This is a genomic window from Azospirillum sp. OGB3 (assembly GCF_014192915.1).
Taxonomy (GTDB): domain Bacteria; phylum Pseudomonadota; class Alphaproteobacteria; order Azospirillales; family Azospirillaceae; genus Azospirillum.
This window is the reverse complement of sequence record NZ_JACHYN010000015.1, coordinates 1-21,107: the sequence shown is the minus strand read 5'-3', so window position 1 is coordinate 21,107 and position 21,107 is coordinate 1. Positions and strand designations below refer to the sequence as shown.

21 protein-coding genes, 1 tRNA gene and 1 pseudogene are annotated in these 21,107 nt (G+C 65.1%); 14 read left to right on the top strand and 9 right to left on the bottom strand.

The genetic code is table 11. The features are described from left to right. Positions 1-12 precede the first annotated feature (12 nt). From FHW79_RS24220 to FHW79_RS24210, 3 genes are all read left to right on the top strand, one after another. Entirely contained in the window at positions 13-795 is a 783-nt protein-coding gene (locus FHW79_RS24220) for a phytochelatin synthase family protein (protein WP_183181273.1), read from the top strand. A gap of 232 nt (positions 796-1,027) precedes the next feature. After that, entirely contained in the window at positions 1,028-1,339 is a 312-nt protein-coding gene (locus FHW79_RS24215) for a DUF485 domain-containing protein (protein WP_109071062.1), read from the top strand. Then, on the top strand, positions 1,336-3,006 hold the full coding sequence (locus FHW79_RS24210) for a cation acetate symporter (protein ID WP_183181272.1): 1,671 nt from the start codon (positions 1,336-1,338) through the stop codon (positions 3,004-3,006). The genes FHW79_RS24215 and FHW79_RS24210 overlap by 4 nt, the downstream gene beginning before the upstream one ends. A 64-nt stretch (positions 3,007-3,070) precedes the next feature. Here FHW79_RS24210 and FHW79_RS24205 read toward each other — a convergent pair whose 3' ends face one another. The 6 genes from FHW79_RS24205 to FHW79_RS24180 all read right to left on the bottom strand — a co-directional run bounded on the left by FHW79_RS24205 (position 3,071) and on the right by FHW79_RS24180 (position 9,040). Continuing rightward, positions 3,071-4,165, bottom strand: coding sequence for a TRAP transporter substrate-binding protein (locus FHW79_RS24205; RefSeq protein ID WP_183181271.1), 1,095 nt, complete (start codon positions 4,163-4,165; stop codon positions 3,071-3,073). Positions 4,166-4,295: 130 nt separating this feature from the next. Next, a complete protein-coding gene (locus FHW79_RS24200; protein WP_183181270.1) occupies positions 4,296-5,381 on the bottom strand; it encodes an Ldh family oxidoreductase in 1,086 nt (361 codons plus the stop codon). Further along, positions 5,378-6,121: an SDR family oxidoreductase gene (locus FHW79_RS24195; RefSeq protein ID WP_183181269.1), complete on the bottom strand. Its 744-nt coding sequence runs from the start codon at positions 6,119-6,121 to the stop codon at positions 5,378-5,380. Before FHW79_RS24195 ends, FHW79_RS24200 begins: the two co-directional genes overlap by 4 nt. Positions 6,122-6,236: 115 nt before the next feature. Beyond that, positions 6,237-7,517, bottom strand: a complete 1,281-nt coding sequence (locus tag FHW79_RS24190; protein WP_183181268.1) for a TRAP transporter large permease subunit — start codon at positions 7,515-7,517, stop codon at positions 6,237-6,239. A gap of 2 nt (positions 7,518-7,519) precedes the next feature. Further along, a complete protein-coding gene (locus FHW79_RS24185) occupies positions 7,520-8,023 on the bottom strand; it encodes a TRAP transporter small permease subunit (RefSeq protein ID WP_183181267.1) in 504 nt (167 codons plus the stop codon). 27 nt (positions 8,024-8,050) lie between these two features. After that, positions 8,051-9,040 (bottom strand): C4-dicarboxylate TRAP transporter substrate-binding protein, encoded by a 990-nt coding sequence (locus FHW79_RS24180; protein ID WP_183181266.1) that lies wholly within the window; start codon positions 9,038-9,040, stop codon positions 8,051-8,053. A gap of 330 nt (positions 9,041-9,370) precedes the next feature. Between FHW79_RS24180 and FHW79_RS24175 the strand changes: the two genes are divergently transcribed. The 5 genes and pseudogenes from FHW79_RS24175 to FHW79_RS24155 all read left to right on the top strand — a co-directional run bounded on the left by FHW79_RS24175 (position 9,371) and on the right by FHW79_RS24155 (position 13,199). Next, positions 9,371-10,216 carry a GntR family transcriptional regulator gene (locus tag FHW79_RS24175; protein ID WP_348984262.1) on the top strand — a complete coding sequence of 282 codons (846 nt, stop codon included), beginning with the start codon at positions 9,371-9,373 and terminating at the stop codon, positions 10,214-10,216. Between the two features lie 175 nt (positions 10,217-10,391). Continuing rightward, positions 10,392-11,240 (top strand): sugar phosphate isomerase/epimerase family protein, encoded by an 849-nt coding sequence (locus FHW79_RS24170; RefSeq protein WP_183181265.1) that lies wholly within the window; start codon positions 10,392-10,394, stop codon positions 11,238-11,240. Between the two features lie 235 nt (positions 11,241-11,475). Beyond that, a complete protein-coding gene (gene mepA, locus FHW79_RS24165) occupies positions 11,476-12,222 on the top strand; it encodes a penicillin-insensitive murein endopeptidase (RefSeq protein ID WP_183181264.1) in 747 nt (248 codons plus the stop codon). Between the two features lie 51 nt (positions 12,223-12,273). After that, complete coding sequence (locus FHW79_RS24160) at positions 12,274-12,480, top strand: hypothetical protein (RefSeq protein WP_183181263.1); 207 nt, start codon at positions 12,274-12,276, stop codon at positions 12,478-12,480. Between the two features lie 7 nt (positions 12,481-12,487). Then, positions 12,488-13,199: pseudogene (locus tag FHW79_RS24155) on the top strand (IS6 family transposase). 70 nt (positions 13,200-13,269) lie between these two features. Here the strand turns inward: FHW79_RS24155 and FHW79_RS24150 are convergent. Continuing rightward, positions 13,270-13,683, bottom strand: coding sequence for a hypothetical protein (locus FHW79_RS24150; RefSeq protein WP_183181262.1), 414 nt, complete (start codon positions 13,681-13,683; stop codon positions 13,270-13,272). Positions 13,684-14,130: 447 nt separating this feature from the next. Here FHW79_RS24150 and FHW79_RS24145 point away from each other — a divergent pair, with 447 nt between their 5' ends. Continuing rightward, positions 14,131-16,149 carry an ELWxxDGT repeat protein gene (locus tag FHW79_RS24145; RefSeq protein WP_183181261.1) on the top strand — a complete coding sequence of 673 codons (2,019 nt, stop codon included), beginning with the start codon at positions 14,131-14,133 and terminating at the stop codon, positions 16,147-16,149. A gap of 50 nt (positions 16,150-16,199) precedes the next feature. Here FHW79_RS24145 and FHW79_RS24140 read toward each other — a convergent pair. Continuing rightward, positions 16,200-16,274: transfer RNA gene (locus FHW79_RS24140), tRNA-Gly, on the bottom strand. Between the two features lie 582 nt (positions 16,275-16,856). On the opposite strand from FHW79_RS24140, the gene FHW79_RS24135 reads away from it, so the two are divergent. From FHW79_RS24135 to FHW79_RS24120, 5 genes are all read left to right on the top strand, one after another. After that, entirely contained in the window at positions 16,857-17,063 is a 207-nt protein-coding gene (locus FHW79_RS24135; RefSeq protein ID WP_183181260.1) for a TOBE domain-containing protein, read from the top strand. A gap of 169 nt (positions 17,064-17,232) precedes the next feature. Then, complete coding sequence (locus tag FHW79_RS24130; protein WP_183181259.1) at positions 17,233-18,072, top strand: substrate-binding domain-containing protein; 840 nt, start codon at positions 17,233-17,235, stop codon at positions 18,070-18,072. A 42-nt stretch (positions 18,073-18,114) separates the two neighbouring features. After that, positions 18,115-18,897 carry a molybdate ABC transporter substrate-binding protein gene (locus FHW79_RS24125; RefSeq protein WP_348984261.1) on the top strand — a complete coding sequence of 261 codons (783 nt, stop codon included), beginning with the start codon at positions 18,115-18,117 and terminating at the stop codon, positions 18,895-18,897. A 33-nt stretch (positions 18,898-18,930) separates the two neighbouring features. Next, positions 18,931-19,056, top strand: a complete 126-nt coding sequence (locus tag FHW79_RS33340; RefSeq protein WP_282184023.1) for a hypothetical protein — start codon at positions 18,931-18,933, stop codon at positions 19,054-19,056. Positions 19,057-19,080: 24 nt separating this feature from the next. Next, positions 19,081-19,359 carry a hypothetical protein gene (locus FHW79_RS24120; protein ID WP_183181257.1) on the top strand — a complete coding sequence of 93 codons (279 nt, stop codon included), beginning with the start codon at positions 19,081-19,083 and terminating at the stop codon, positions 19,357-19,359. A 336-nt stretch (positions 19,360-19,695) separates the two neighbouring features. Here FHW79_RS24120 and FHW79_RS24115 read toward each other — a convergent pair whose 3' ends face one another. Further along, a complete protein-coding gene (locus FHW79_RS24115; RefSeq protein WP_183181256.1) occupies positions 19,696-20,775 on the bottom strand; it encodes a hemerythrin domain-containing protein in 1,080 nt (359 codons plus the stop codon). Positions 20,776-21,107: the final 332 nt, after the last annotated feature.

Below are 21,107 nucleotides of genomic sequence, written 5' to 3'. Positions count from 1 at the left end.
AAGACGCCGGTGATGAAGGCACCGTTCCGCTCGGCTCTGCTGGCCCTGTGCACCGTCGCGTGTCTGGCGGGTTCGCCCGCCGCGGCGCAGGACGCGCAGAGCGAGACGAAGCCGAAGTTCGGCCCGGACGCCGTGCCGATGACCGAGGACCGCGACTATCTGCGCAAGGCCGGGGCGCCGGACTTCTGGGCGATGATGCCCTATTACGCGGCCCAGCAGACCGGCAGCGCCTGTTCGGTGGCCAGCGTGGCGATGATGATCAACGCGCTGCGCGGCCTGCCGCCGCTCTCGTCCAACCGGCTGGTCACCCAGGCGCGGGTGTTGAACGAGGTGGACGACGACGGCTGGAAGGCGGCCACCGCGGAGAACGGGGACGGCGTGTCCTTCGCCGACTTCGCCGGGCTGGTCCAAAGGTCGGTGGAGGCCTTCGGGCTGGACGCCACGGTGGAGGTCTTCAGCCCGAAGGACACCTCGCCGGAGACGCTGAGCGAACTGCGGCGCATCCTCGACGAGAACGAGCGCGACGACAGCGACATCATCCTGCTGGCCTACGACCAGGGCACGCTGACCGGCGACGCCACGGTGGGGCACATCGCGCCGCTCGGCGCCTACGACGCCGAAACCCACCGGGTGCTGGTCATGGACGTGGACCGGCTGTGGTACGTCCCCTACTGGTCGAGTGACGAGAAGCTGCTGGAGGCGATGGTCAAGCCCGACCGCTCCGACCCCACCGGCAGCGGCCTGATCCATGTCCGGCTGAAGGATGCCCGTCTGAAGGGGCGGACAGCGGGATAACAGCGTTGACTCATGTTGCGACGCAGCGCGACCGGTTGTCGCATTCCGTCCCCCTGAATCAACCGATTCTCGGCTGATGATGAACCGACTTCCGGTTAAACGGCGACGATTCTGAGCGAATATTTCGTCATTTTGCGTTCTAAGAAATTTAATTTCGCTTTTTGCTGCCATGCACCCAAGGTATTGCTGCGATGCGCAATGCCTGGGCTCCAAGAAAAAAGCGATAACAATCATGTCCGACGAGATTTACGAGCGGGTGCTGTCCAACCCGAAGTTCGCCGCGATGACGGCGAGCCGCGCGCGCTTCAGCTGGCGGCTGGCGCTGATCGTCCTGGCGGTCTACTACGCCTTCGTGTTCGCCTCGGCGCTGGCGCCCGAGCTGATGGCCCGCCCGCTGGCCGAGGGCATGACCTTCCCGGTCGGGCTGGCCGCCGGCATCGTCATCACCGTCTTCTGCTCGCTGATGACCGGCGTCTATGTGCTGCGCGCCAACAGCCGCTACGACGCGATGAACCGCGACCTGCTGAACGAGGTGGGCCGATGAGCGCCGCGCATCGTCTCGTGTCCGCCTCCGCCGCGCTGCTGCCGGCGCTGGCGGTCGGACCCGCCTTCGCCGCCGCCATCGACGGCGCGGTGGAGCGCCAGCCGGTCAATGTGACGGCCATCGCCATGTTCCTGCTGTTCGTCGCGGGCACGCTGGGCATCACCTATTGGGCGTCGAAGCGCACCCGCTCGGCGTCGGACTTCTACACCGCGGGCGGCGGCATCAGCGGCTTCCAGAACGGGCTGGCCATCGCCGGCGACTACATGTCGGCGGCGGCCTTCCTCGGCCTGTCGGGCATGGTCTTCGCCAAGGGCTTCGACGGGGTGATCTACACCATCGGCTTCCTGGTCGGCTGGCCGCTGATGCTGTTCCTGATCGCCGAGCGGCTGCGCAACCTGGGCCGCTTCACCTTCGCCGACGTGGCGTCCTACCGGCTGGGGCAGACCCCGGTCCGCTCGCTGGCGGCGGTCGGCTCGCTGACCGTGGTCTGCTTCTACCTGATCGCGCAGATGGTCGGGGCGGGCAAGCTGATCCAGCTCCTGTTCGGGCTGGACTATACCTACGCCGTGGTGATGGTCGGCGTGCTGATGATCCTGTACGTGACCTTCGGCGGCATGCTCGCCACGACCTGGGTGCAGATCATCAAGGCGGTGATGCTGCTCGGCGGCTGCACCGTGCTGGTCGGGTTGGCGCTGGCGCAGTTCGGCTTCAACCCGGAGCGGCTGCTCCAGCAGGCCGTCGCCGCCCATGCCGCGAACGCCGCGATCCTGCGCCCCAGCGCCGCCATGGCCGACCCCATCGCCGCGGTGTCGCTCAGCCTCGCGCTGATGTGCGGACCGGCGGGCCTGCCGCACATCCTGATGCGCTTCTTCACCGTCCCCGACGCGAAGGAGGCGCGCAAGTCGGTCGTCTACGCCACCGGCTTCATCGGCTATTTCTTCATCCTGACGGTGACCATCGGCTTCCTGGCCATCGTGATCGTCGGCACCAATCCGGCCTATCTGGACGCGGCGGGCAAGATCCTGGGCGGCGGCAACATGGCGGCCATCCACCTGTCCAAGGCCATCGGCGGCAACATCTTCCTGGGCTTCATTTCGGCGGTCGCCTTCGCCACCATCCTGGCGGTGGTCGCCGGCCTGACGCTGGCCGGCGCGTCGGCGGTCAGCCACGACCTCTACGCCCGCGTCCTCAAGAAGGGCAACGCCACCGAGGCGTCGGAGATGCGGGTGTCGCGCCTCGCCACGCTGGCGCTGGGCGTCATCGCCATCACGCTGGGCCTGCTGTTCGAGAACCAGAACATCGCCTTTATGGTCGGCCTCGCCTTCGGTCTGGCGGCGTCGGTGAACTTCCCGGTGCTGATCCTGTCGATCTTCTGGAAGGGCCTGACCACGCGCGGCGCCTTCATCGGCGGCTTCGCCGGTCTGGTGAGCTGCGTCGCCTTCGTGGTGCTGGGGCCGACCGTGTGGGTCAGCGTCTTCAAGTTCCCGGCGCCGATCTTCCCCTATGAGCATCCGGCGCTATTCTCGATGGTCATCGCCTTCGCGACGACCTGGCTCTTCTCGGTCACCGACCGCAGCGTGCGGGCGGCGGCGGAGGCGAAGGCCTACGAGTACCAGTACATCCGGTCGGAAACCGGCCTGGGGGCGGCTGGCGCGGTCTCGCACTGACCGCGCGACCGGAGGAGCGGCCCCTCCCCATCCTGGGATTGGACGGGGAGGGGCCGCGCTTTCCTCAGCGGCGCTGCGCCGACTGGGAGTAGACGTAGGAGTCGAAGCTGTTCTCGGCGACGCGGAACCACAGCCGCTCCTCGTCGCGGAAAGGCTTCCACGCCTCGTAGACCTTCTTGAAGCGCGGGTTCTTCGCCGACAGCTCGTCATACAGTTCGTTGGCGATCTTCTCGCAGGCCATCATGACGTCGCGCGGGAAGGCGCGGAGTTGGGCGCCGCCGGCCACCAGACGCTTCAGCGCCGCGGCGTTGACGGCGTCGTACTTGGCGATCATCCAGGTGTTGGCCTCCCAGCAGGCCTGCTCCAGGATGGTCTTGTAGGACTCCGGAAGCTGCTCCCACGCGGTGATGTTGATCATCAGCGGGATCTGGGCGGAGCCTTCCCACCAGCCCGGCGAGTAGTAGTATTTGGCGACCTTGTGGAAGCCCAGCTTCTCGTCGTCGTAGGGGCCGACGAACTCCGCCGCGTCGATGGTGCCACGTTCCAGCGCCGGGTAGATGTCGCCGCCGCCGATCTGCTGCGGGACGAGGCCCAGCTTGCCCATGATCTGCCCGGCCAGCCCGCCGACCCGCATCTTAAGGCCGCTCAGGTCCTCCACCGTCTTGATTTCCTTGCGGAACCAGCCGCCCATCTGGGCCGTCGTGTTGCCGGCGGGGATGTTGTAGATGTTGTGCTCGCGGAACAGCTCCCGCATCAGCTCCAGCCCGCCGCCGTGCATCATCCAGGAGATGTGCTGGCGCGTGTTCAGGCCGAAGGGCATGGCCGTGTCGAAGCAGAAGGTCGGGTCCTTGCCGATGTAGAAATAGGCGGCGGACTGGCCGCACTCGATCGTGCCGTTCTGCACCGCGTCCAGCACCTGGAGCGCCGGAACGATCTCGCCCGCCGCGAAGGTGCGGATCTGGAACTTGTTGTCGGTGGCGGCGGCGACCCGGCGGGCGATCAGCTCCGCCCCGCCGAAGATGGTGTCGAGGCTCTTGGGGTAGCTCGACGCCATGCGCCACTTGATCTCGGGCTGGCTCTGCGCGATGGCCGGGGCGGCGATCACGGTGCTGGCGGCCAGCCCGACTCCGGCGCTGGTCAGAAAGGAACGACGTTTCATGGCGGGGGACTCTCCCTTCCCATTCTTTTCAATTATGAGAGGGATTCTGCATTTACGGGGCGCGGGCAACAAGAAAAAGGCGGAGCCGTGCCGCCCCGCCAAAACCGCATACCGTGTCCGGAGGGCCGCCTTACACGGGCGAGCGCACCGGAACCGGAGCGGGGATGCCATAAGCGTGGGCGAGATGATTGAAGGAGTCGATGGTCGTCTGGTCGACGGGGATGCCAAGCGACCGGCGGCGCTCCGCCTCGGCCCATTCACGGTCGCCGGGCGCCATGACCGTTCGGCCCGGCACGGCCTGCGAACCGCGCAGAGCCGCCAGATAGCGCGCCATGTTGTCCTGGAAGCTCTCCCGCGGCAGGAAGGCCTCCGGACGGATCGCCATCACGAAGGCGCCCATGCCGCGCGGCGTGCTCAGGTCCGGCCCCGGCATCGGCAGGATTTCGAAGCTCAGCTTCATGCCGGTCAGGACGGCGCTCAGGATTTCCACGAAGCCTGCAAGCCCGGCCCCCTTGAAGCCGAACTCGCCGCCCAGCGGCGCCAGCATCTCGGCCCGCTCGGGATCGGTGGTGTCGCGCCCCGCGGGGTCCGACGCGGTGGCTTCGGGAAGCGGTATGCCGAGGCTGCGGTAGAGCTGGACGCGGTTGTAGGGAATGGCGCTGGTGGCCATGTCGAACAGCCACGGATCGCCGTCCTCCACCGGAACGGCGATGGCGATCGGGTTGGTGCCGTGGAAGCGCTTGGCGCCATCGTGCAGCCGCATGAAGCTGTCGGAATTGCAGACGGCCATGCCGATGCAGCCCGCCTCCGCCGCGGCGAGCGCGAAGGCGCCGGCCGGGCCGAAATGGGAGTTGTTGCGGATGGCGACCGCGCCGATGCCGAACCGGCCGGCCAGCTCGACCGCCTTCTCCTGGCCGCGGTAGGCGCCGAGCGCGCCGTGGGCGTTGTCGGCGTCCAGCGTGGCGACGGCGCCGAACTCGGACAGGATGCGCAAGGCGGGGCGTGGATTCACCCGTCCCTGGGTCATGGTGGACACATAATGGCCGAGCAGGCGGACGCCGTGGCTGTCCACCCCCAGCCGGGAGCCGTGCATCATCGCGCGGGTGGCGGCGTGCGCCGTCGCCTCGTCCGCGCCGACGGCCAGGAACACCGCGCGGCAGAAGGAGTCCAGGGCGTCCGCGTCGTAGCGCGCGGTCGGCTGAGCCGGTCCGGTCACAGCGTCTGCCCCCCGTCGGCGACGAGCAGGCTGCCCGTCATGAAGCCGGACTCGTCGCTGGCCAGATACACCGCGGCGGCGGCCATCTCCTCGACGGTGCCCAGGCGGCCCATCGGCTGGCGCGCGATGAACTGCGCCCGCATGCCCTCCGGATCGGCGCTCGACTGGATGCGCTCTTCCAGCGACGGCGAGTGGGTGGTGCCGGGGCACAGGGCGTTGCAGCGGACGCCGGCGCCGATGAAGTCGCGGGCCACGGCCTTGGTCAGGCCGATCACCGCCGCCTTGCTGGTCCCGTAGGCGGTGCGGTTGGCGACGCCGGTCAGGCTCGACGCCACCGAGGCGACGTTCACGATGGAGCCTTGGCGCCGCTCGATCATGCCGGGAAGCGCCGCGCGGATGGTGTGGAACATCGAGGTGACGTTCTGCTCCAGGCTGCGCGCCCAATCCTCGTCGCTGCAGTCCAGGATGGTGCCGTTGTGGACCCACCCGGCGTTGTTGACGAGGATGTCGAACGGCCCGGCTTCGGCGACGACGCGCCGAACCGCCGCCGGATCGGTCACGTCGAGCGCGACCGGGGTGATCGCGGAATCGATCCGGGGCAGATCCTCCATCTTGGACAGCGTGCGGCTGGCCGCGACGACGCTGGCCCCCTCCAGGGCGAAGGCGAGCGCGATGGCCCGTCCCATGCCCTGTCCCGCGCCGGTCACCAGCGCGCGTTTCCCGTCTAGTCTGCCGGTCATCGTGTTTGGAACTCCACCAGTCGGCGCCGCACGGGCGCCGGATTGGACGCTGGGATTCGAGGTGCCCAAGGGCCGGGAGGGCGGCGTTTCCGCCGCCACTCCCGGAGCGCCGCCATCATCCGAAGAGCAGGTTCGGGATCAGGAGGATGAACTCGGGCACGAAGATCAGAAGGATGGTTGTCAGTCCGATGGCGATCATCAAGGGCAGGGACTCCCGGACATAGGCCCCCACCGATACCTTCAGGATCGAGCAGACGGTGAACATCGCCGCCCCGACCGGAGGCGTGAAGTTGCCGATGGTCGCTGCGACGATGAAGACGATGCCGAAATGCACCGGATCGCCGCCCATCGCCCGCACGGCGGGCAGGAAGATCGGCGTCATCATGATGATGATGACCGTCGCATCGATGAACAGACCGGCCGCCAGCACCAGGAGGACGATCAGCACCATCACCAGCTGCACGTTGTCGGTGAGGCTGGTCAGGGACGAGGCGATGACCTCCGGAATGCGCTCGAAGACGATGCCGTAGCTGAAGATCGCCGACAGGCTGATCAGGAACATCGCGGAGCCGACGTCGGCGAGGCTGACCTCCAGCGCCTCGACGAAGCTCTTCGCCTTGAGCCGTCGGTAGACCACGAAGCCGATGAACAGGGCGTAGAGCACTGCGAAGGCGCCGATCTCCGAGGGCGTGAAGATGCCCATGCGCAAGCCGACGAGCAGGATGACCGGGAACAGAAGCGCCCAGACTCCACCCTTCAGGGCGCTGCCGACTTCGGCCAGCGACGCCCGCTTCTCGCGCTCGGCGGGGTATCCGCGCTTGTTGGAGGTGTACCAGACGGCGGCGCTCATCGCGATGCCGAGCAGGAGCGCCGGGGCGAAGCCCGCCGCGAACATCCGTCCGATCGACACCTGGCCGATGGTCCCGTAGAGGATCATGCCGATGCCCGGCGGGATCAGCGGGGTGAGGAGCGAGGTGAAGGAGATCACGCCGGCGGTGAAACCGCGCGACATGCCCCGCTTCGTCATCTCCTCGCCGAGGATGCGCGACTGCATCGCCGCGTCCGCGATGGCCGATCCCGACACGCCGCCCATCAGCGCCGACAGGACGATGGAAATCTGGGCGAGACCGCCCTTGAAGTGTCCGGTGGCCACCGACGCCAGATTCAGCAGGCTTTCGGTGATGCCGGACCGGTTCATGTAGTTGCCCGCCATGATGAACAGGGGAACGGCGAGCAGGGCGAAATTCTGGGTCTGGGACACCGTCACCTGGAGCGGGATGGTGAAGGGCAGCTCCGGATGCTGGAGGAAGAACAGCACGCCGGAGATGCCGATCGCGAAGGCGACCGGCATGCCGATGAGGAGGAGGACCGCGAAGGCCAGAACGACAAGCAGCATGGTCAGGCGATCTCCCCGCTGGCGGCAGCGGCGCACGGGACGCCGTCGGACCGCATCAGGGCCCGTATCTTGAGAAGCGTGGTGATGAGCATGAGGGCCGCCCCGACGGCGATGCTGGCGGTGACCCAGGAATAGCTGACGCCGGGAATCCCGTTGAAGGTGCGGGACCGGCTGACCCAGGCGAGTTGGGTGCCGCCGTAGATGGCGTAAACGAGGAACAGGGAGATCAGCCCGTAGTTCACGAACAGCAGGGTCCGCTGGTACCGCTCGGACAGCTTTGCGGTCACCAGATCGAGGGACATCAGCATGTCCTTGCGCCAAGCGATATCGGCGCACAGGAAGACCGCCCAGGCGAAGAAGCAGGTCGCCAGATCGATGGTCCAGTTGAGCGGGTGCTGCATCATCCGCGCCACGCCGCCCAGCAGAAGCAACCCCACCATCAGCATCAGGAACAAGCCGGCGAGGATCGCCTCCAGCTTCAGGACATAGTCATAGAAAGTTTTCATTGGCAGGCCTCGCCGGCTTCGGACGATTTAGCGTCCCATTTCCTTGTAGATGGCCGCGCGCACCTCGGTGAGGCCGAGCGCCTGGTAGGCGGCGTCGCCGGCCTTGCGGAAGGCCTCCAGGTCGACGTTTTCGGTCACCTTCATGCCGCCCTTGACCAGCGCGGCCTTCTCGCTTTCCGCGGCGTCGGCGAGCACCTTCGACACCTTCTGGCCGGCGGCGCTGCATTCCTCGACCAGCGCGGTCTGGTAGTCGGCGGGAAGCTTCTTGAACCAGGAGGCGCTCACGACCTCGAAGTTGATCAGCAGGATGTGGCCGGTCTCGCTGACGTTCCGAACGACTTCCTGGAGGTTGCCCGGACGGATGTTGGCGTAGGTCAGCTCCGCACCGTCGACGGCCCGCTGCTGAAGGCCGGGGTAGATGTCGCCGAAGCTCATCGCCGTCGGGGCCGCGCCGATCGCGCGCACCGATTCCTGCCAGATCGGGGCGGGCGGGGTGCGGATGCGCAGCCCGGACAAGTCGCCCGGGTTGCGGACCGGCTTGTTGGCGAAGACATGACGCTTGCCCTGCACAAAGTCGAAGCAGACGACCTGGAGACCGTGCTTGTCCGCCAGTTCCGTCTTCCACGTCTTGACGGTGTCGAGCTTCGACAGCGCGAAGGCCTCGTCGAGCGTCTCGATGAAATAGGGGCCGTTCAGGACCGCGATCTCGCGGACGTAATTGCCGAGGCGCGCCGCGTCGGTGTTCTGGCCGATGTTGGCGCCCTGGCGGATCTGCTCGATGATGTCCTCTTCGTTGCCGAGCTGGGCGCTGTGAAAGACCTCGATCTTCAGGCCGCCGTTGGTCCGCTCCTCGACGCGCTTGGCCCATTCCTGGAACGCCGAATGATAGGCTTCGACCGGGCTGTGGACGTGGTTCATGCGCAGGATGTGCTTCTGCGTCTGGGCCTGGGCCATCCCCATGCCGGCGATCAGCGTCAGCGCGGTGGCTCCGAGAAGAGCGCCAAGGCGCTTGGACATGTTGGTCACTTCCTACTCCCTAGAATTTCTTATGAGTTCGGAGGTCGAGGGCGCCCGTTGCTTTGAGCGTGGAGCCTGAGACTGCCCTTGCACTGTTTTTTTCTGTTCGCCCGTGCGGAGCGGACAGGCGATGCGCGGATGGCGAACGGGCCAATCCGTGCAACGTTCGGTTATCTTGCACACTTGTATCCAAGGATGCAAGATGGTACGGATCATCATGAAGGCGATTTGATTGGTGACAAATCAAATCCACATCCGGATGGGATACCGCTGCGCGGGAGTGGCGTCATGGAGGGGGGGTGCAACCAATAATGTCAAAGTGATCGACCGGTGGCACCAGACATCGGTTCGGTTTCACACGCATCCCGGACTGTGTTCAGCGGTGCTGCGACCTTGCGTGGGCCAATCCGATCCGGCGATAATCGCGATTCTGGGATCGGAAAGGGCGAAGTCCGCCTGCACGGCGGCTGGGAGAACACGGTGAAGAACGAACGGCTGGTGTTGGAACGCAACACGCTGGACAGCGTGATCTACAAGGAGCTGCGGAAAAGGATCATTTCGCTGTCGTTCCAGCCCGGCTCGATGATCTACGAAAACGCCGTCGCCGACGAATACGGCGTCAGCCGGACACCGGTGCGTCAGGCCTTTTCCCGGCTGGCGAACGAAGGGTTGCTGAGCATCCTGCCGCAGCGCGGGGCGCAGGTGTCCCACCTGTCGGTGGCCAAGGTGAAGGAGGCCCAGTTCATCCGGGAGGCGCTGGAGGTCTCGGCGTTCGGCGAGGTGGCGCGCATCTGGAACAAAACCGCCGATCACAGCGCGGCGCAGAGCAAGGCGCTGTCACTGATCGAGCAGCAAAGACAGGTCGTGCGGGAGAAGGACTATGTCGGTTTCACCGAACTGGACGTGGCGTTCCACGACACCGTCATCGGGGTTCTGGGAAACGCCATGCTGCTGGAGATGCTGAGCGACGTGAGGACGCATCTGACACGGGTGCGCTTCCTTGAACTTCAGGAGGCCCATCATGAGGATGATGCGATCGCCGACCACGTCAAGCTGATGCGCTCGATCATGGCGAACGACGTCGCGGGAACCCAAGCCCTCCTGCTGGCCCATTTGAAGATGATCGAGGCGATGCGCGACGACATCCTCAAGCGTCACGACATTCTCTTCGAATAGAGCCCGTCCGGGACCCTGCCGAGGGGACCTTCGCCGGGCGGTTTAACCGGGCATCGCTGACGGACGCAGACCCAGGCCGGTCGGACCACCGGTCGGAACGGGGGCCGCTTGCCCTTTGCCAGCCGTCGGCAAAACCAACGACCCCGCACGCGGGGCGCAATCGGGAGGAAACGAGATGAACAGACGGTCGATCCACAGCTACACCTGGATCCCGAAATGGTCCACCAAGGACGGTGCCTATGCGGCCGAGCGCGCAGCGGCCTTCGGCTATGGCCAGCTCGTCGTGCCGATCCGTGACCATGACAGCATCGAACCGGCGGCCATCGCCGCGCTGTGCGAGCGGGCGGGGGTCCGCCCCGTCGCGACCTCGCCGCTCCAGGTCGACAACGACATTTCGAGCACCGACCCGGACGTGCACCGGCGCGGGATCGAGCGGCATTGCGCGGCGCTTGCCCTGGCGCGCGACATGGGCGCGGACCGCATGGGCGGCATCCTCTACAGCGCCTTCGGCAAGGCGTCGAGGGTGCCGAGCGACGCCAACTTCCAGGCGGCGGCGGACGGGCTGCGGGTCGTCGCCGAACGGGCCGCGTCCTACGGAATGCTGCTGGCGCTCGAAGTGGTCAACCGCTACGAGAGCAACCTGATCAACACGGCGCAACAGGCCGTTCGGATGGTCAAGCTGATCGGCGCCGACAACGTCCGCATCCATCTCGACACCTTCCACATGAACATCGAGGAGAACGACCTGCTGGGCGCGCTCGAACTGGCGATGCCCTATCTCGGCTATTTCGAGATCGACCAGAACCACCGTGGCCGCCTGACGGAGGGGTCCATCGATTTCGCCCCGATGCTGCGCCGGTTGAAGGCGGCCGGCTATCAGGGGCTGATCGGTGTCGAAGCCTTCTCCTCCGCCGTGTCCCACCCGGACATCACCGCGGGCGTGGCGTCCTGGCGCAACCTGTTCGACCATGGTGACGATGTGGCGCGCGATGGGCAGCTGATGCTTGACCAGCATGGCCTTTGATGGCGGCCGGCGTCGCCCAACCGATGCAACGCCCAGACCGCGGGCGGCGTGCTAAGGTCGAACCTGGTCAACGTTGAAGGGGTCCAGGCTGGTCATGGCTCGACGATGGTCTTTCGCTGTGGCGATGATCTGTTGCGGCGTCTGGTTCACCGGTGACGCGTCCGCGGCCGATTCGGTCCTCCGGTCGGCACCCTCGGCTTTCGGAGCCATTCCAACGGATTTCGGCAAGGCGGCCTTGCCGCTGCCGGTCCCGTCCTCCTTGGCGCAGCCGATCGGCGGTTACGCCAACGGCTGCATCCGCGGCGCGCAGACGCTGCCTCCCGAGGGGCCCGGCTACCAGGCGGTCAATCTGTCACGGAACCGGAACCACGGTCATCCCGACGCCATCGCCTTCGTCCAGGACCTCGCCCGCCGGGCGCAGGCGGAGCGGCTCGGGCGGCTGGCCATCGGCGACCTCTCCAAGCGGTATGGCGGCCGCATGGAAAGCGGGCACGCCAGTCATCAGATCGGCCTCGATGTGGATGTGTGGTTCGATCTCGACCAGCCGCCGCTCGCGCGCGACGCGCGGGAGCGGACGGACTTTCCGACCATGGTGAACCGGCAGACCCAGCGCGTTCTGCCGGAGCGGTTCGGCCCCCGTCAGGCCCGCCTTCTGCAACTGGCGGCGACGAGCCCGAAGGTCGCGCGGGTGTTCGTAAACCCGGCGATCAAGCTGGCGCTGTGCCAGAGCGAGCAGGGCGACCGCTCCTGGCTCAACGCCGTGCGCCCCTGGGGCGGGCACGACTCGCACTTCCATGTGCGGATGAACTGCCCAGCCGGATCGTTGGCCTGCATCCCGCAAGCCCCCATTCCGCCGGGCGACGGTTGCGGCCAGGAGCTTCTGAGCTGGTTCGAGCCACCGAAGGAGCCGCCGGGGCCCCGGCCACCCAAGGCCATTCCCGAACCACCCGCAGCCTGTCTGGCGGTTCTGGCGGGGAATTGAAGACGCTGGAGGACGGGAACGCCCCGCCTGAAGCGTCTGCTGGCGGAGGCGATGCCCAACAACGCGGTGCTCAAGGATCTCGCCGCAAAACGGACGCTCGGCTGCATTCCCGGCAGCATCTTCTGGATGTTCCATGCCGACGACCGGTTGCGCCTGGTGGTCGGCGATTTAAAGGGCGGGATCGATGTGGTTCCGTTGCAAAGTTTGCCGGCGGGCGGAGATCGGGTAAAACCCGGCTGCTTTCGGCGGCTGGGGTGAGACGGTGATGCGCAGCGGGAAGAGCCCGTTCAAGGGCCGGCAGTTCACGGCGGCGGTGATCTTGTGGGCGGTGCGCTGGTACCTGCAATTTCCGATCAGCTACCGGGATTTGGAACGGATGCTGGCCGACCGCGGCGTAACGGTCGATCACACCACCCTCTACCGCTGGATCCAGGCCTATGCGCCGGAGCTGGACAAGCGCCTCCGGCCGCACCTGCGCACGACGGCCGGCTCCTGGCGGGTGGACGAGACGTACGTGAAGGTGAAGGGCCGGTGGATGTACCTGTACCGCGCCGTCGATGCGCGCGGGCAGACCATCGACTTCCTGCTCAGCGCCAAGCGCGATGCCGCCGCCGCCCGGCGCTTCTTCCGCAAGGCGCTGAAGCAGGCGCACACGGTGAACCCGCGCACCGTGACCGTGGACAAGAACGCCGCGTATCCGAACGCGACCAAGGCGATGAAGAAGAGCGGCGAGCTCTGGCAGTTCACCAAGCTGCGCCAAGTCAAGTACCTGAACAACATCGTTGAACAGGATCACCGCCGCATAACGCTTGGTGCGGCCGGGGCTCGGGTTCAAGGGCTTCCACACCGCGCGCCGGACGATCGCTGGCTACGAGATCCTGGCGATGGTGCGCAAGGGGCAGGTCGCCGCCATTCCCGCCAACGATATGCCCGCCCAGGCGACCTTCATCGCCAGCCGGTTCGGTGTTGCCGTCTGAAGTTGCTGAACCGGAGGCGCGATCATCCCAGGCCAGACTTTGCAACAGAACCTTATGAGGAGCAATCGGGTCACAGCCCGGTGAGTCCTCGGTTGACCTCTATGCGCGTCGTCGTGCTGGTCGCCTTATCGAAATAAACGAGCACCTTCCACTCGACCGTTACAAACATACCTCTCAAACCAGCATCAGCATGTTCATAGGTACAATATATAAAATCCGGATACTTTTCTAAAATTCGGCATTCTGCGCCAGCTTCATTTAGGATTTTAATTGCATCATCAAGCTTTGATCCGGTTGGAAAGCGGCTTGATAGCTCGCTTCCTGCAAGCTTCTTTGCTGTATCGTTGTCTTGCCCCTTGTAGTTCTCAAACGTGAAAGACTGACTTTGACTCGCTGCTACCGCATAGCCAGCCATCCCCTGCAAGGCGGCCAGGACCCCGAGGCACAGCATCCACCTGACGCTTTCAACTGATGAGTTGCCCATTCCTCCCCTCGCCGTAGCTACCATCTATCCCCGCTAGGATTCAGCAGATTTTCTCGCTTTGGTAGGTGTAATAATGGCCTACTTGCGCATACTGAATTTTAAGGAAAGCCCGTAGGCTAACAGTGGCGCTCAACCGCTAATGGGCCTTCCAGGCCAATGCATCCACAACCCGCCACCGGTTTGCAGAAGCGCCCTAATATAGCTCGGCGATGCGATACTTGGATCCATCATTTAAGATGACGAGTGGCATGACCAGAGTATCTTCATACCATTACACGCTTCTGTGTTTTCAATGGAAGCAAATAACATCAATCCCCATATGCAGTATAAAATTATCAAGATAGTGATAATAAAATATTCTGAATACGCTTGGATTCCGCTCATCCTAAAATTGTCATTCTGCGATGCGCGATTTTTTGGTCAATGCTTCATCCGATTGGAGGGGGCATGTCACTAACGAAGATCGCTGTTTTCACAGCCACAATGCAAAACACAGGCGCTGAACTTTGGGTCACCGACGGCACGCCGTCGGGAACGCGCCTTATTGCCGACATCAGATCCGGCGAGGAGGGGAGCGCCCCTCAAGACGCCGTCGTCGCCGGCGGTAAGATATTCTTCACCGCCGACGACGGCCTGCACGGACGCGAACTCTGGGTCACGGATGGCACCAGCAGCGGGACCCGGATGTTCGACGCCGCGGCCGGCGCCGCATCAGGCGCCCCGGACGATCTGACTGTGGTCGGCGACCGACTGTTCTTCACTGCGGATGACGGGATTCACGGCCGTGAGCTGTGGGTAAGCGACGGAACCGCGGGGGGGGCCCGAATGGTTGCCGACGTCATGCAGGGGATACATGGGTCTTCCCCATCGGCGTTGACCGCTGCACACGGCCGGATCTACCTGCACGCAGACGGTGACACTCAGGATGGGATCTGGAGCTCCGATGGCACCGCCGCCGGAACTGTCCTCTTCCATGAGATGACGCCGCTCCCCTCCTGGTCCTACGGCATCACACTGGTCAGCATGAATGACGGTGGGGTTGCCTTTCACGAGGGGGCGGCGTCCTGGCCTTCCAAGCTTACCTTCGTCAATCCCAACGGCACCGCGACGGCCTTTGCGAACCTCATCCCCGACAGCGGGGCCGTCCGCTATTCCCCCTCGCCTGAGGGGCTTGTGGTGTCAGTCACAAATGTCATCGACTGGACCGGGAGCATGGAATGGCCTACCGCCGTCCGTCATTCAACATTCTGGATCACCGATGGCACGCCCGAGGGCACGCGCTACCTTGGCGACCTGACTATGCAGGGTTGGGACCTTGAGCGGATCGCCGGCGTGCGCAACGGCCATGTGGTGTTCACGACCGACCTGGATACCTACCGGGTGGAACAAGGTTCTGCCTCGCTGATTGGTATTTTGGAAGAGGCTACTGGCAAGGTGAGCTTTCTGCCGAGCCAGGAACTCGCCAACCCGCTCGGATGGCTCGATAAGGGACCGCCCGGCGATGATGGAGATCGCCTTCTCTTCTTGGACGAAAGCTATTGGTCGGGCTCGCAACGCCTGCTGGCGAGCGATGGAATACCTGGCGGGACCGCCGAGCTCCATCAGAATGATTGGATGTACCAGGACATTGAGATTGCCGGTGACCGGGCCTTCTTCCTGACGGATCAGAGCGGAGCCGATCCGGCTGCTCTGTGGGTGACCGATGGCACGCCCGAAGGCACACACAAGGTGCATAACACGTCGGGGGGAGCCTTCGGCGACAAGCTCCTCGGGGATCTTGATGGCCACATGCTGGGGTTCGATCGTGATTACGCCGCCAAGACCGATCGATTCTTCCTGTCCGACGGCACGACGGACGGCACCATCGTACTCGCGGAGCTTCCCCCTGGAATAGCAAACGACTATTGGGATCACACGGCCAAGCTGCTCGGTGTCATCGCAGCACCGGACGGTATCCACCGAGGATCTGAAGGCAACGACACGTTGCTAGGCGGAGATGGTGCGGACCGGATTCATGGATTGGGTGGTGATGATCGCATCTTGGCCGGTGCCGGGGACGACCGGCTAAACGGCGGGGCCGGCGCAGATTTCATCGACGGGGCGGAAGGCGCCGATCGCCTTTATGGCATGTCCGGGCGGGATGTCCTCGTGTCGGGTGCTGGGCGCGACATCGTGGATGGCGGCGTTGGCGATGATGTGCTGCTTGCCGAGCGGGACGGCGAAAGCGACCAGTTCTTCTTTGCCCCAGGCAGCGGCGCTGATGTGCTGACCGCCTTCGACCCGCTGCTGGACGTCATCATTCTGAAGGGATTCGAGCAGGACATCGGTACGGTGGCATGGCGGGCGGAGCACGTCATCGAGTTGGGAGGAAGCGTGCACATCGCTCTCGGAGGCGGAGACAGCATCCTCGTCCTGGACGCGACGGCACAAGACCTCCGATTTGCGGTCATCGACCCAAGTCTCTAACGCACACCATACAAGACAGCCAGAGACAGTTTGCGCAGATGACCACGCAATGGAGCGGCCTGGGGGAATCGAACCCACCTTATGCGGGTCGGAAGCCCGCTGCCTCGCCATTCAGCCAAGGCAGCTATGGGCGGTGTCGGACGCTCGTCCGGCTATCGGCGCCGCCCCGCCTCCCGCGCTGTAATCCGCCTCCTCCGGTGCCCAGCGCGGCAGCACTCGGGAAAGCCGGGGGCTCAGCTCCGGCCCGACCTTCACCGCCACCCTCTCTGTGGCGGCTACCTTCAGACCATCAGCACTGTCCCCCGTCGAGGGGTAGGTTTGCGGCGGGGCGGGTGTCCAATCCGCCAGGGCCGGTGTCTGGAGTCACCGACCGTCCCTCCGCCGCAACTCGGCGCCCGCCGAAGCGGGCAGAACTGAATGCAGCGGGCCGGTCGTCCACCGGCATGACTATCCCCGCGGGATGAGGAGCGACCAAAGCTCCGCTGCAACTCGATGCCCGTCGAAACGGGCGAAGCTGGTAGCAGGAGAGAGCTACAAGCAATACAGTCCTATCGTCCGGTTCAGCTGTTGAAGGGCTTCGCCCGATGAGGATGGCCGCCTGTCGCCAAGAGCCACCATCGTCCAGTGGACGGGCTTGGCGCCCTTGATCGCTCTCCATCCCGAACGACCTCATGACCCAACGTTCGCGCTTCCGAGGGAGGGGGGACATGAAACTAAGCGCACGCAATCAGCTCAAAGGCAAAGTGGCCGGTATCGAAAAAGGGCTGGTGTCGTCGAAGGTGAAGATCGACGTGGGCAACGGCATGATCATCACCTCGACCGTGACGACCGAAACCATCGAGGATCTCGCTTTCTCGACGGGGGACGATGTCGTCGCGATCATCAAGGCCTCGGACGTGATCATTGGGAAGTGAGGTAGCGCGAGCGCAGGCCATGGTCCGGCTGGAACGTTGAGGCCGATCGGCTATCTCATGGCTTGCGCCGCGGCCTCCGCATAGGCGCGACGTGCGAATGATCGCTTTGGGCGCGATGGGATCCCCGTTATGGTGAAATTGTCATAACACCTGGGAGGAATTCGCCGTCATGTCCCTGCTATCCCGCCGATCGATTCTGGCGACGGTCGCCATTCTTGCGGCCGTCATGACGACTGCGGCACCGGCAGATGCCGAGGACCGGTTCATCACCGTCGCCTCGACCACCTCGACCGAGGACTCGGGGCTGTTCAAGCACATCCTGCCGCTGTTCAAGGCGAAGACCGGAACCGAGGTGCGGGTCGTCGTCAAGGGCACCGGGCAGGCTATCGACCAGGCCAAGCGCGGCGACGCCGACGTGCTGTTCGTCCACCACAAACCGTCGGAGGAGGCGTTTGTCGCCGAGGGCTTCGGGGTGCAGCGCTTCCCCGTCATGTACAACGATTTCGCCTTGATCGGTCCGAAGGCCGACCCGGCTGGTGTGAAGGGCGGCAAGGACATCACCGCGGCCTTGAAGAAGCTTGCCGAGACCAAGGCTCCCTTCGCCTCGCGCGGTGACGACAGCGGCACCAACAAGACCGAACTCGGCCTGTGGAAAGCCGCCGGCGTCGAGCCGAAGTCGGGCGACTGGTACAAGGCGCTGGGTCAAGGGATGGGGCCGACGTTGAACGCTGCTGCTGCGATGAATGCCTACACGCTGGCCGACCGCGGCACGTGGCTAAGCTTCAAGAACCGCGGCGATCTCGAGGTCGTCGCCGAGGGCGACAAGCGCCTGTTCAACCAGTACGGCGTCATGCTGGTGAACCCGGCGAAGTTCCCGCACGTTAAGAAGACCGAGGGGCAGTCGTTCATCGACTGGTTGCGCTCGCCGGAGGGCCAGGGCGCCATCGCGTCCTACAAGATCGGTGGCGAGCCGCTGTTCTTCCCCAACGCCAACGAGCCCGGCGCCTAAGGGGGGACGATCATGGAGCATCGGACGAAGCGGAGGGGCGCGGTGGCCGCCGTCGCCCTCGGCGTGCTGTTCGGTGGCGATGCCGCCGCCGCGGACGCCGTGAAGCTCTACGCCGCCGGCAGCCTGAAGGCTGCCTTCACCGAACTGGCGAAGGAGTACCAGGCTGCCAAAGGCGTCCCGGTCGAGGCCACCTTCGGCCCGTCCGGCCTGCTTAAGGAGCGGCTGGAGAAGGGGGAGCCCGGTGACGTCTTCGCCTCGGCCAACATGGAGCATCCCAGAGCGCTCAGCATGGCCGGCAAGTCCGGCCCGGTGCGCCTATTCGCCCGCAACCAGCTCTGCGCGTTGGCCCAGCCCGACATGAACGTGACCCCGGCGACGCTGCTGGAGCGCCTGCTCGACACGAAGGTGCGCGTCGGCACGTCGACACCGAAGGCCGACCCCGCCGGTGACTACTCCTGGGAGTTGTTCCGCAAGGCCGACGCCGTGCGGCCGGGCAGCCTGACCACGCTCGACGGCAAGGCGCTCAAGCTCACCGGTGGGCCGGATTCGGCCAAGCCGCCGGAGGGCCGCAACCCGTACGCCTGGGTCATGGAGCAGCGGCAGGCCGATCTGTTCCTCACATACTGCACCAACGCCCGCCTCGCGGCGGCGGAAGTGCCGGCGTTGAGGATCGTGGCGGTGCCGGCGGAGTTGGCTGTCGGGGCCGAGTACGGGCTCACCGTTGTCAAGGTGGCGGACGCGGCGCGCGGGGAGGCGTTCGCCGAATATATCCTCGCGCCGGCCGGCCAGGCGGTGCTCGAGCGCTACGGCTTCGCAAAGCCATGACGCGGCGCAGCTCCGTCGCTTATCGCTGAAGACATGACTGTGATCGGAGGACGCATGGAGAAGGTCGGGGCTTGGGTGCGCTGGATGCGTCCATGGGTCTGCCTGCTCGTCGTCCTCGCCACGCTGTCCGCGGCGCCGGCCACAGCGCGCGAGATGTGAGACGACGTCGGACGCGTCGTGGCGGTGCCGGAGCGGGTGGGCCGCGTGTTCGCCGCCGGCCCGCCCGCCGCCATCCTGCTCTACACCCTGGCGCTCGACATGATGCTCGGCTGGCCACGGGCGAACTCCAAGGCCGAGGCGGCCTTCATGCCGAAGCGCTACGCGACGTTACCGGAACTCGGGAGGCTGACCGGGCGCGGCGACACCGCCAACGTCGAGGTGGTGCTCGCCACCTGCCCCGACCTGCTGTTCGACTACGGCACCACCGAAGGAGGCCATCGAGACGGTGCTGGCCGGGCATGACCTCCAACTCGCCAACGGCTGGCGGGTGGTGCGGGCCAAGGTCTCCGGCGAGGCACGCATCGAAATGAAGGGACCATCGTGGGGGACTATTATCAGGATATGAAGAAGGTGGGGGTCATCCAGGAGATGATCTCCGGTGCCACCCGGTTCTTCGTGCCGCACGGCGGACCGGGGGTGATGGCGAAAGTGATCCAGTTCCGGCCCGTAGTGGATGGGGGAATAGCGAGACGCTGAGCCCCGCTTCAAATTTGGGATACCGTGAGCCGTCTCGCCAAACAGCTTTGCCTTACACGGCGGCTCGCCCCCGTTGGAAAGCCGCCGTGATAGTCTGCGCGCCTATCGCCGTGAGCGCAGACCGTTACCCTTTTCTTGTGCCCGCTCCCCAGCGTCATGAGCGTTGCGCGTCATGCCTTGCATGGCTCGCATGGCGATCTGGCTCAACCGCTCGCCCACTTCCATCATGGCCTGCATGTTCTCCTGCACATATCGGCTCTGCACCTCGGCGATCTGCATCGGGGTGATGCTATGCGCGAAGGCCTGAGACGCCCGTTTGCTCGTTTCAACAGACTTGTTCATCCAGTCCATCCAGGCATCAACCACTTCACGGGTGGCATCGGCGGTCGCCATCGGCAGGGCGGCCATGGTCTGGATGGCGCCGCGAGACGGCAGCGCCGCATCGGCGTAGCTTCTGGCCGTGCGAGCCATGGTTGAGGTCGTCTGTTGGGCCGCTTGGCCGATGAGGCCCGCCGCTTGGCGCGAAGCTTCCGTAGCGGCCTCGGCTCCGGCCCGCGCCATCGTCCCGCTGGTCGTCAGCGCCTGCACGCTGCCTTCCGTCATCGCCTCCGCTGGGCGCGTCAGCGCGGCACTCGCTTCACGGATGCGTTGCCTTTCGGCCTCCGCTTCAGCCTCCACGCGCTCCGCCTCCTCGCGTTCGCGGCGTGCGGCGGCGCGACGTTCTTCGGCTTCGTCGCGCTTGGCTTCTTCGATCCTGGCCCGACCGGCCTCCAGCTTCTCGGTGACCGCCTTCGCCTCTTCCTCGCTCAGCGCGTTTCGCACGGCCGGCAACAACTCCTTACGTTCGTCTCGAACGTGCTGCTGAAAGACCTTCTTCAGTGCCGTAACCTTTTGAGCGAAGCCCTCATCGTCCTTGGGCGTACGCTCCAGGTCGGTCAGCAGCGCGCGGACCTGCTTGTTGTCGTTGATTGCGTCCGCCACCAAGTCCTTGGTTTCTTTGTGTTTCTTTAGGACTGGAAAGAGATGCTGCTCTTCCAGACGCGCTTGAACTTCCAACTCTTCCTTCAACTCAGACAGCAGCTTCTCGCGGGTTTTCACCGCGCCGCTGGAGGTGTCGGACAGTTTGGCGAACAGCTCGTTTGCCTTAGCGGGACTGTTTTGAAGCAATTGCGTGATGGTCATCGCATCCTCCCAACCTGTCGGTGCGTCACACTTGCAGGACAATGTTGCATCGCAACAAAGCCCAACTCGGGAGCCTTCCAAGAGTTCCCACCTCCAACGGAGGGCGTGCCTCCCTTCGATCGAGGGTGCGGAACGGGAAAGCTCCGTTGTCGTGCCCTCCGTCAGGGACTCCGCCATTCTGTCCCCACCGACTGGGGGGACCCGCCGGTGGGAGTTGCCCCGGCTCGGTGGACGGGTTAGCATTACAGTTGCGCCTTACGCTTGTGGGCTTGGTTGGCGATGGCCTGATGGCATCGTCTCCAAGCTGACCATGCGATGACGGCAGCGGGCTC

Bases quoted from the DNA above. Each gene is read 5' to 3' on its own strand.
- FHW79_RS24220 (WP_183181273.1), top strand. From the start codon at position 13: ATGAAGGCACCGTTCCGCTCGGCTCTGCTGGCCCTGTGCACCGTCGCG.
- FHW79_RS24215 (WP_109071062.1), top strand. From the start codon at position 1,028: ATGTCCGACGAGATTTACGAGCGGGTGCTGTCCAACCCGAAGTTCGCC.
- FHW79_RS24210 (WP_183181272.1), top strand. From the start codon at position 1,336: ATGAGCGCCGCGCATCGTCTCGTGTCCGCCTCCGCCGCGCTGCTGCCG.
- FHW79_RS24205 (WP_183181271.1), bottom strand. From the start codon at position 4,165: ATGAAACGTCGTTCCTTTCTGACCAGCGCCGGAGTCGGGCTGGCCGCC.
- FHW79_RS24195 (WP_183181269.1), bottom strand. From the start codon at position 6,121: ATGACCGGCAGACTAGACGGGAAACGCGCGCTGGTGACCGGCGCGGGA.
- FHW79_RS24190 (WP_183181268.1), bottom strand. From the start codon at position 7,517: ATGCTGCTTGTCGTTCTGGCCTTCGCGGTCCTCCTCCTCATCGGCATG.
- FHW79_RS24185 (WP_183181267.1), bottom strand. From the start codon at position 8,023: ATGAAAACTTTCTATGACTATGTCCTGAAGCTGGAGGCGATCCTCGCC.
- FHW79_RS24180 (WP_183181266.1), bottom strand. From the start codon at position 9,040: ATGTCCAAGCGCCTTGGCGCTCTTCTCGGAGCCACCGCGCTGACGCTG.
- FHW79_RS24170 (WP_183181265.1), top strand. From the start codon at position 10,392: ATGAACAGACGGTCGATCCACAGCTACACCTGGATCCCGAAATGGTCC.
- FHW79_RS24160 (WP_183181263.1), top strand. From the start codon at position 12,274: ATGCCCAACAACGCGGTGCTCAAGGATCTCGCCGCAAAACGGACGCTC.
- FHW79_RS24150 (WP_183181262.1), bottom strand. From the start codon at position 13,683: ATGGGCAACTCATCAGTTGAAAGCGTCAGGTGGATGCTGTGCCTCGGG.
- FHW79_RS24145 (WP_183181261.1), top strand. From the start codon at position 14,131: ATGTCACTAACGAAGATCGCTGTTTTCACAGCCACAATGCAAAACACA.
- FHW79_RS24135 (WP_183181260.1), top strand. From the start codon at position 16,857: ATGAAACTAAGCGCACGCAATCAGCTCAAAGGCAAAGTGGCCGGTATC.
- FHW79_RS24130 (WP_183181259.1), top strand. From the start codon at position 17,233: ATGTCCCTGCTATCCCGCCGATCGATTCTGGCGACGGTCGCCATTCTT.
- FHW79_RS33340 (WP_282184023.1), top strand. From the start codon at position 18,931: ATGACTGTGATCGGAGGACGCATGGAGAAGGTCGGGGCTTGGGTGCGC.
- FHW79_RS24115 (WP_183181256.1), bottom strand. From the start codon at position 20,775: ATGACCATCACGCAATTGCTTCAAAACAGTCCCGCTAAGGCAAACGAG.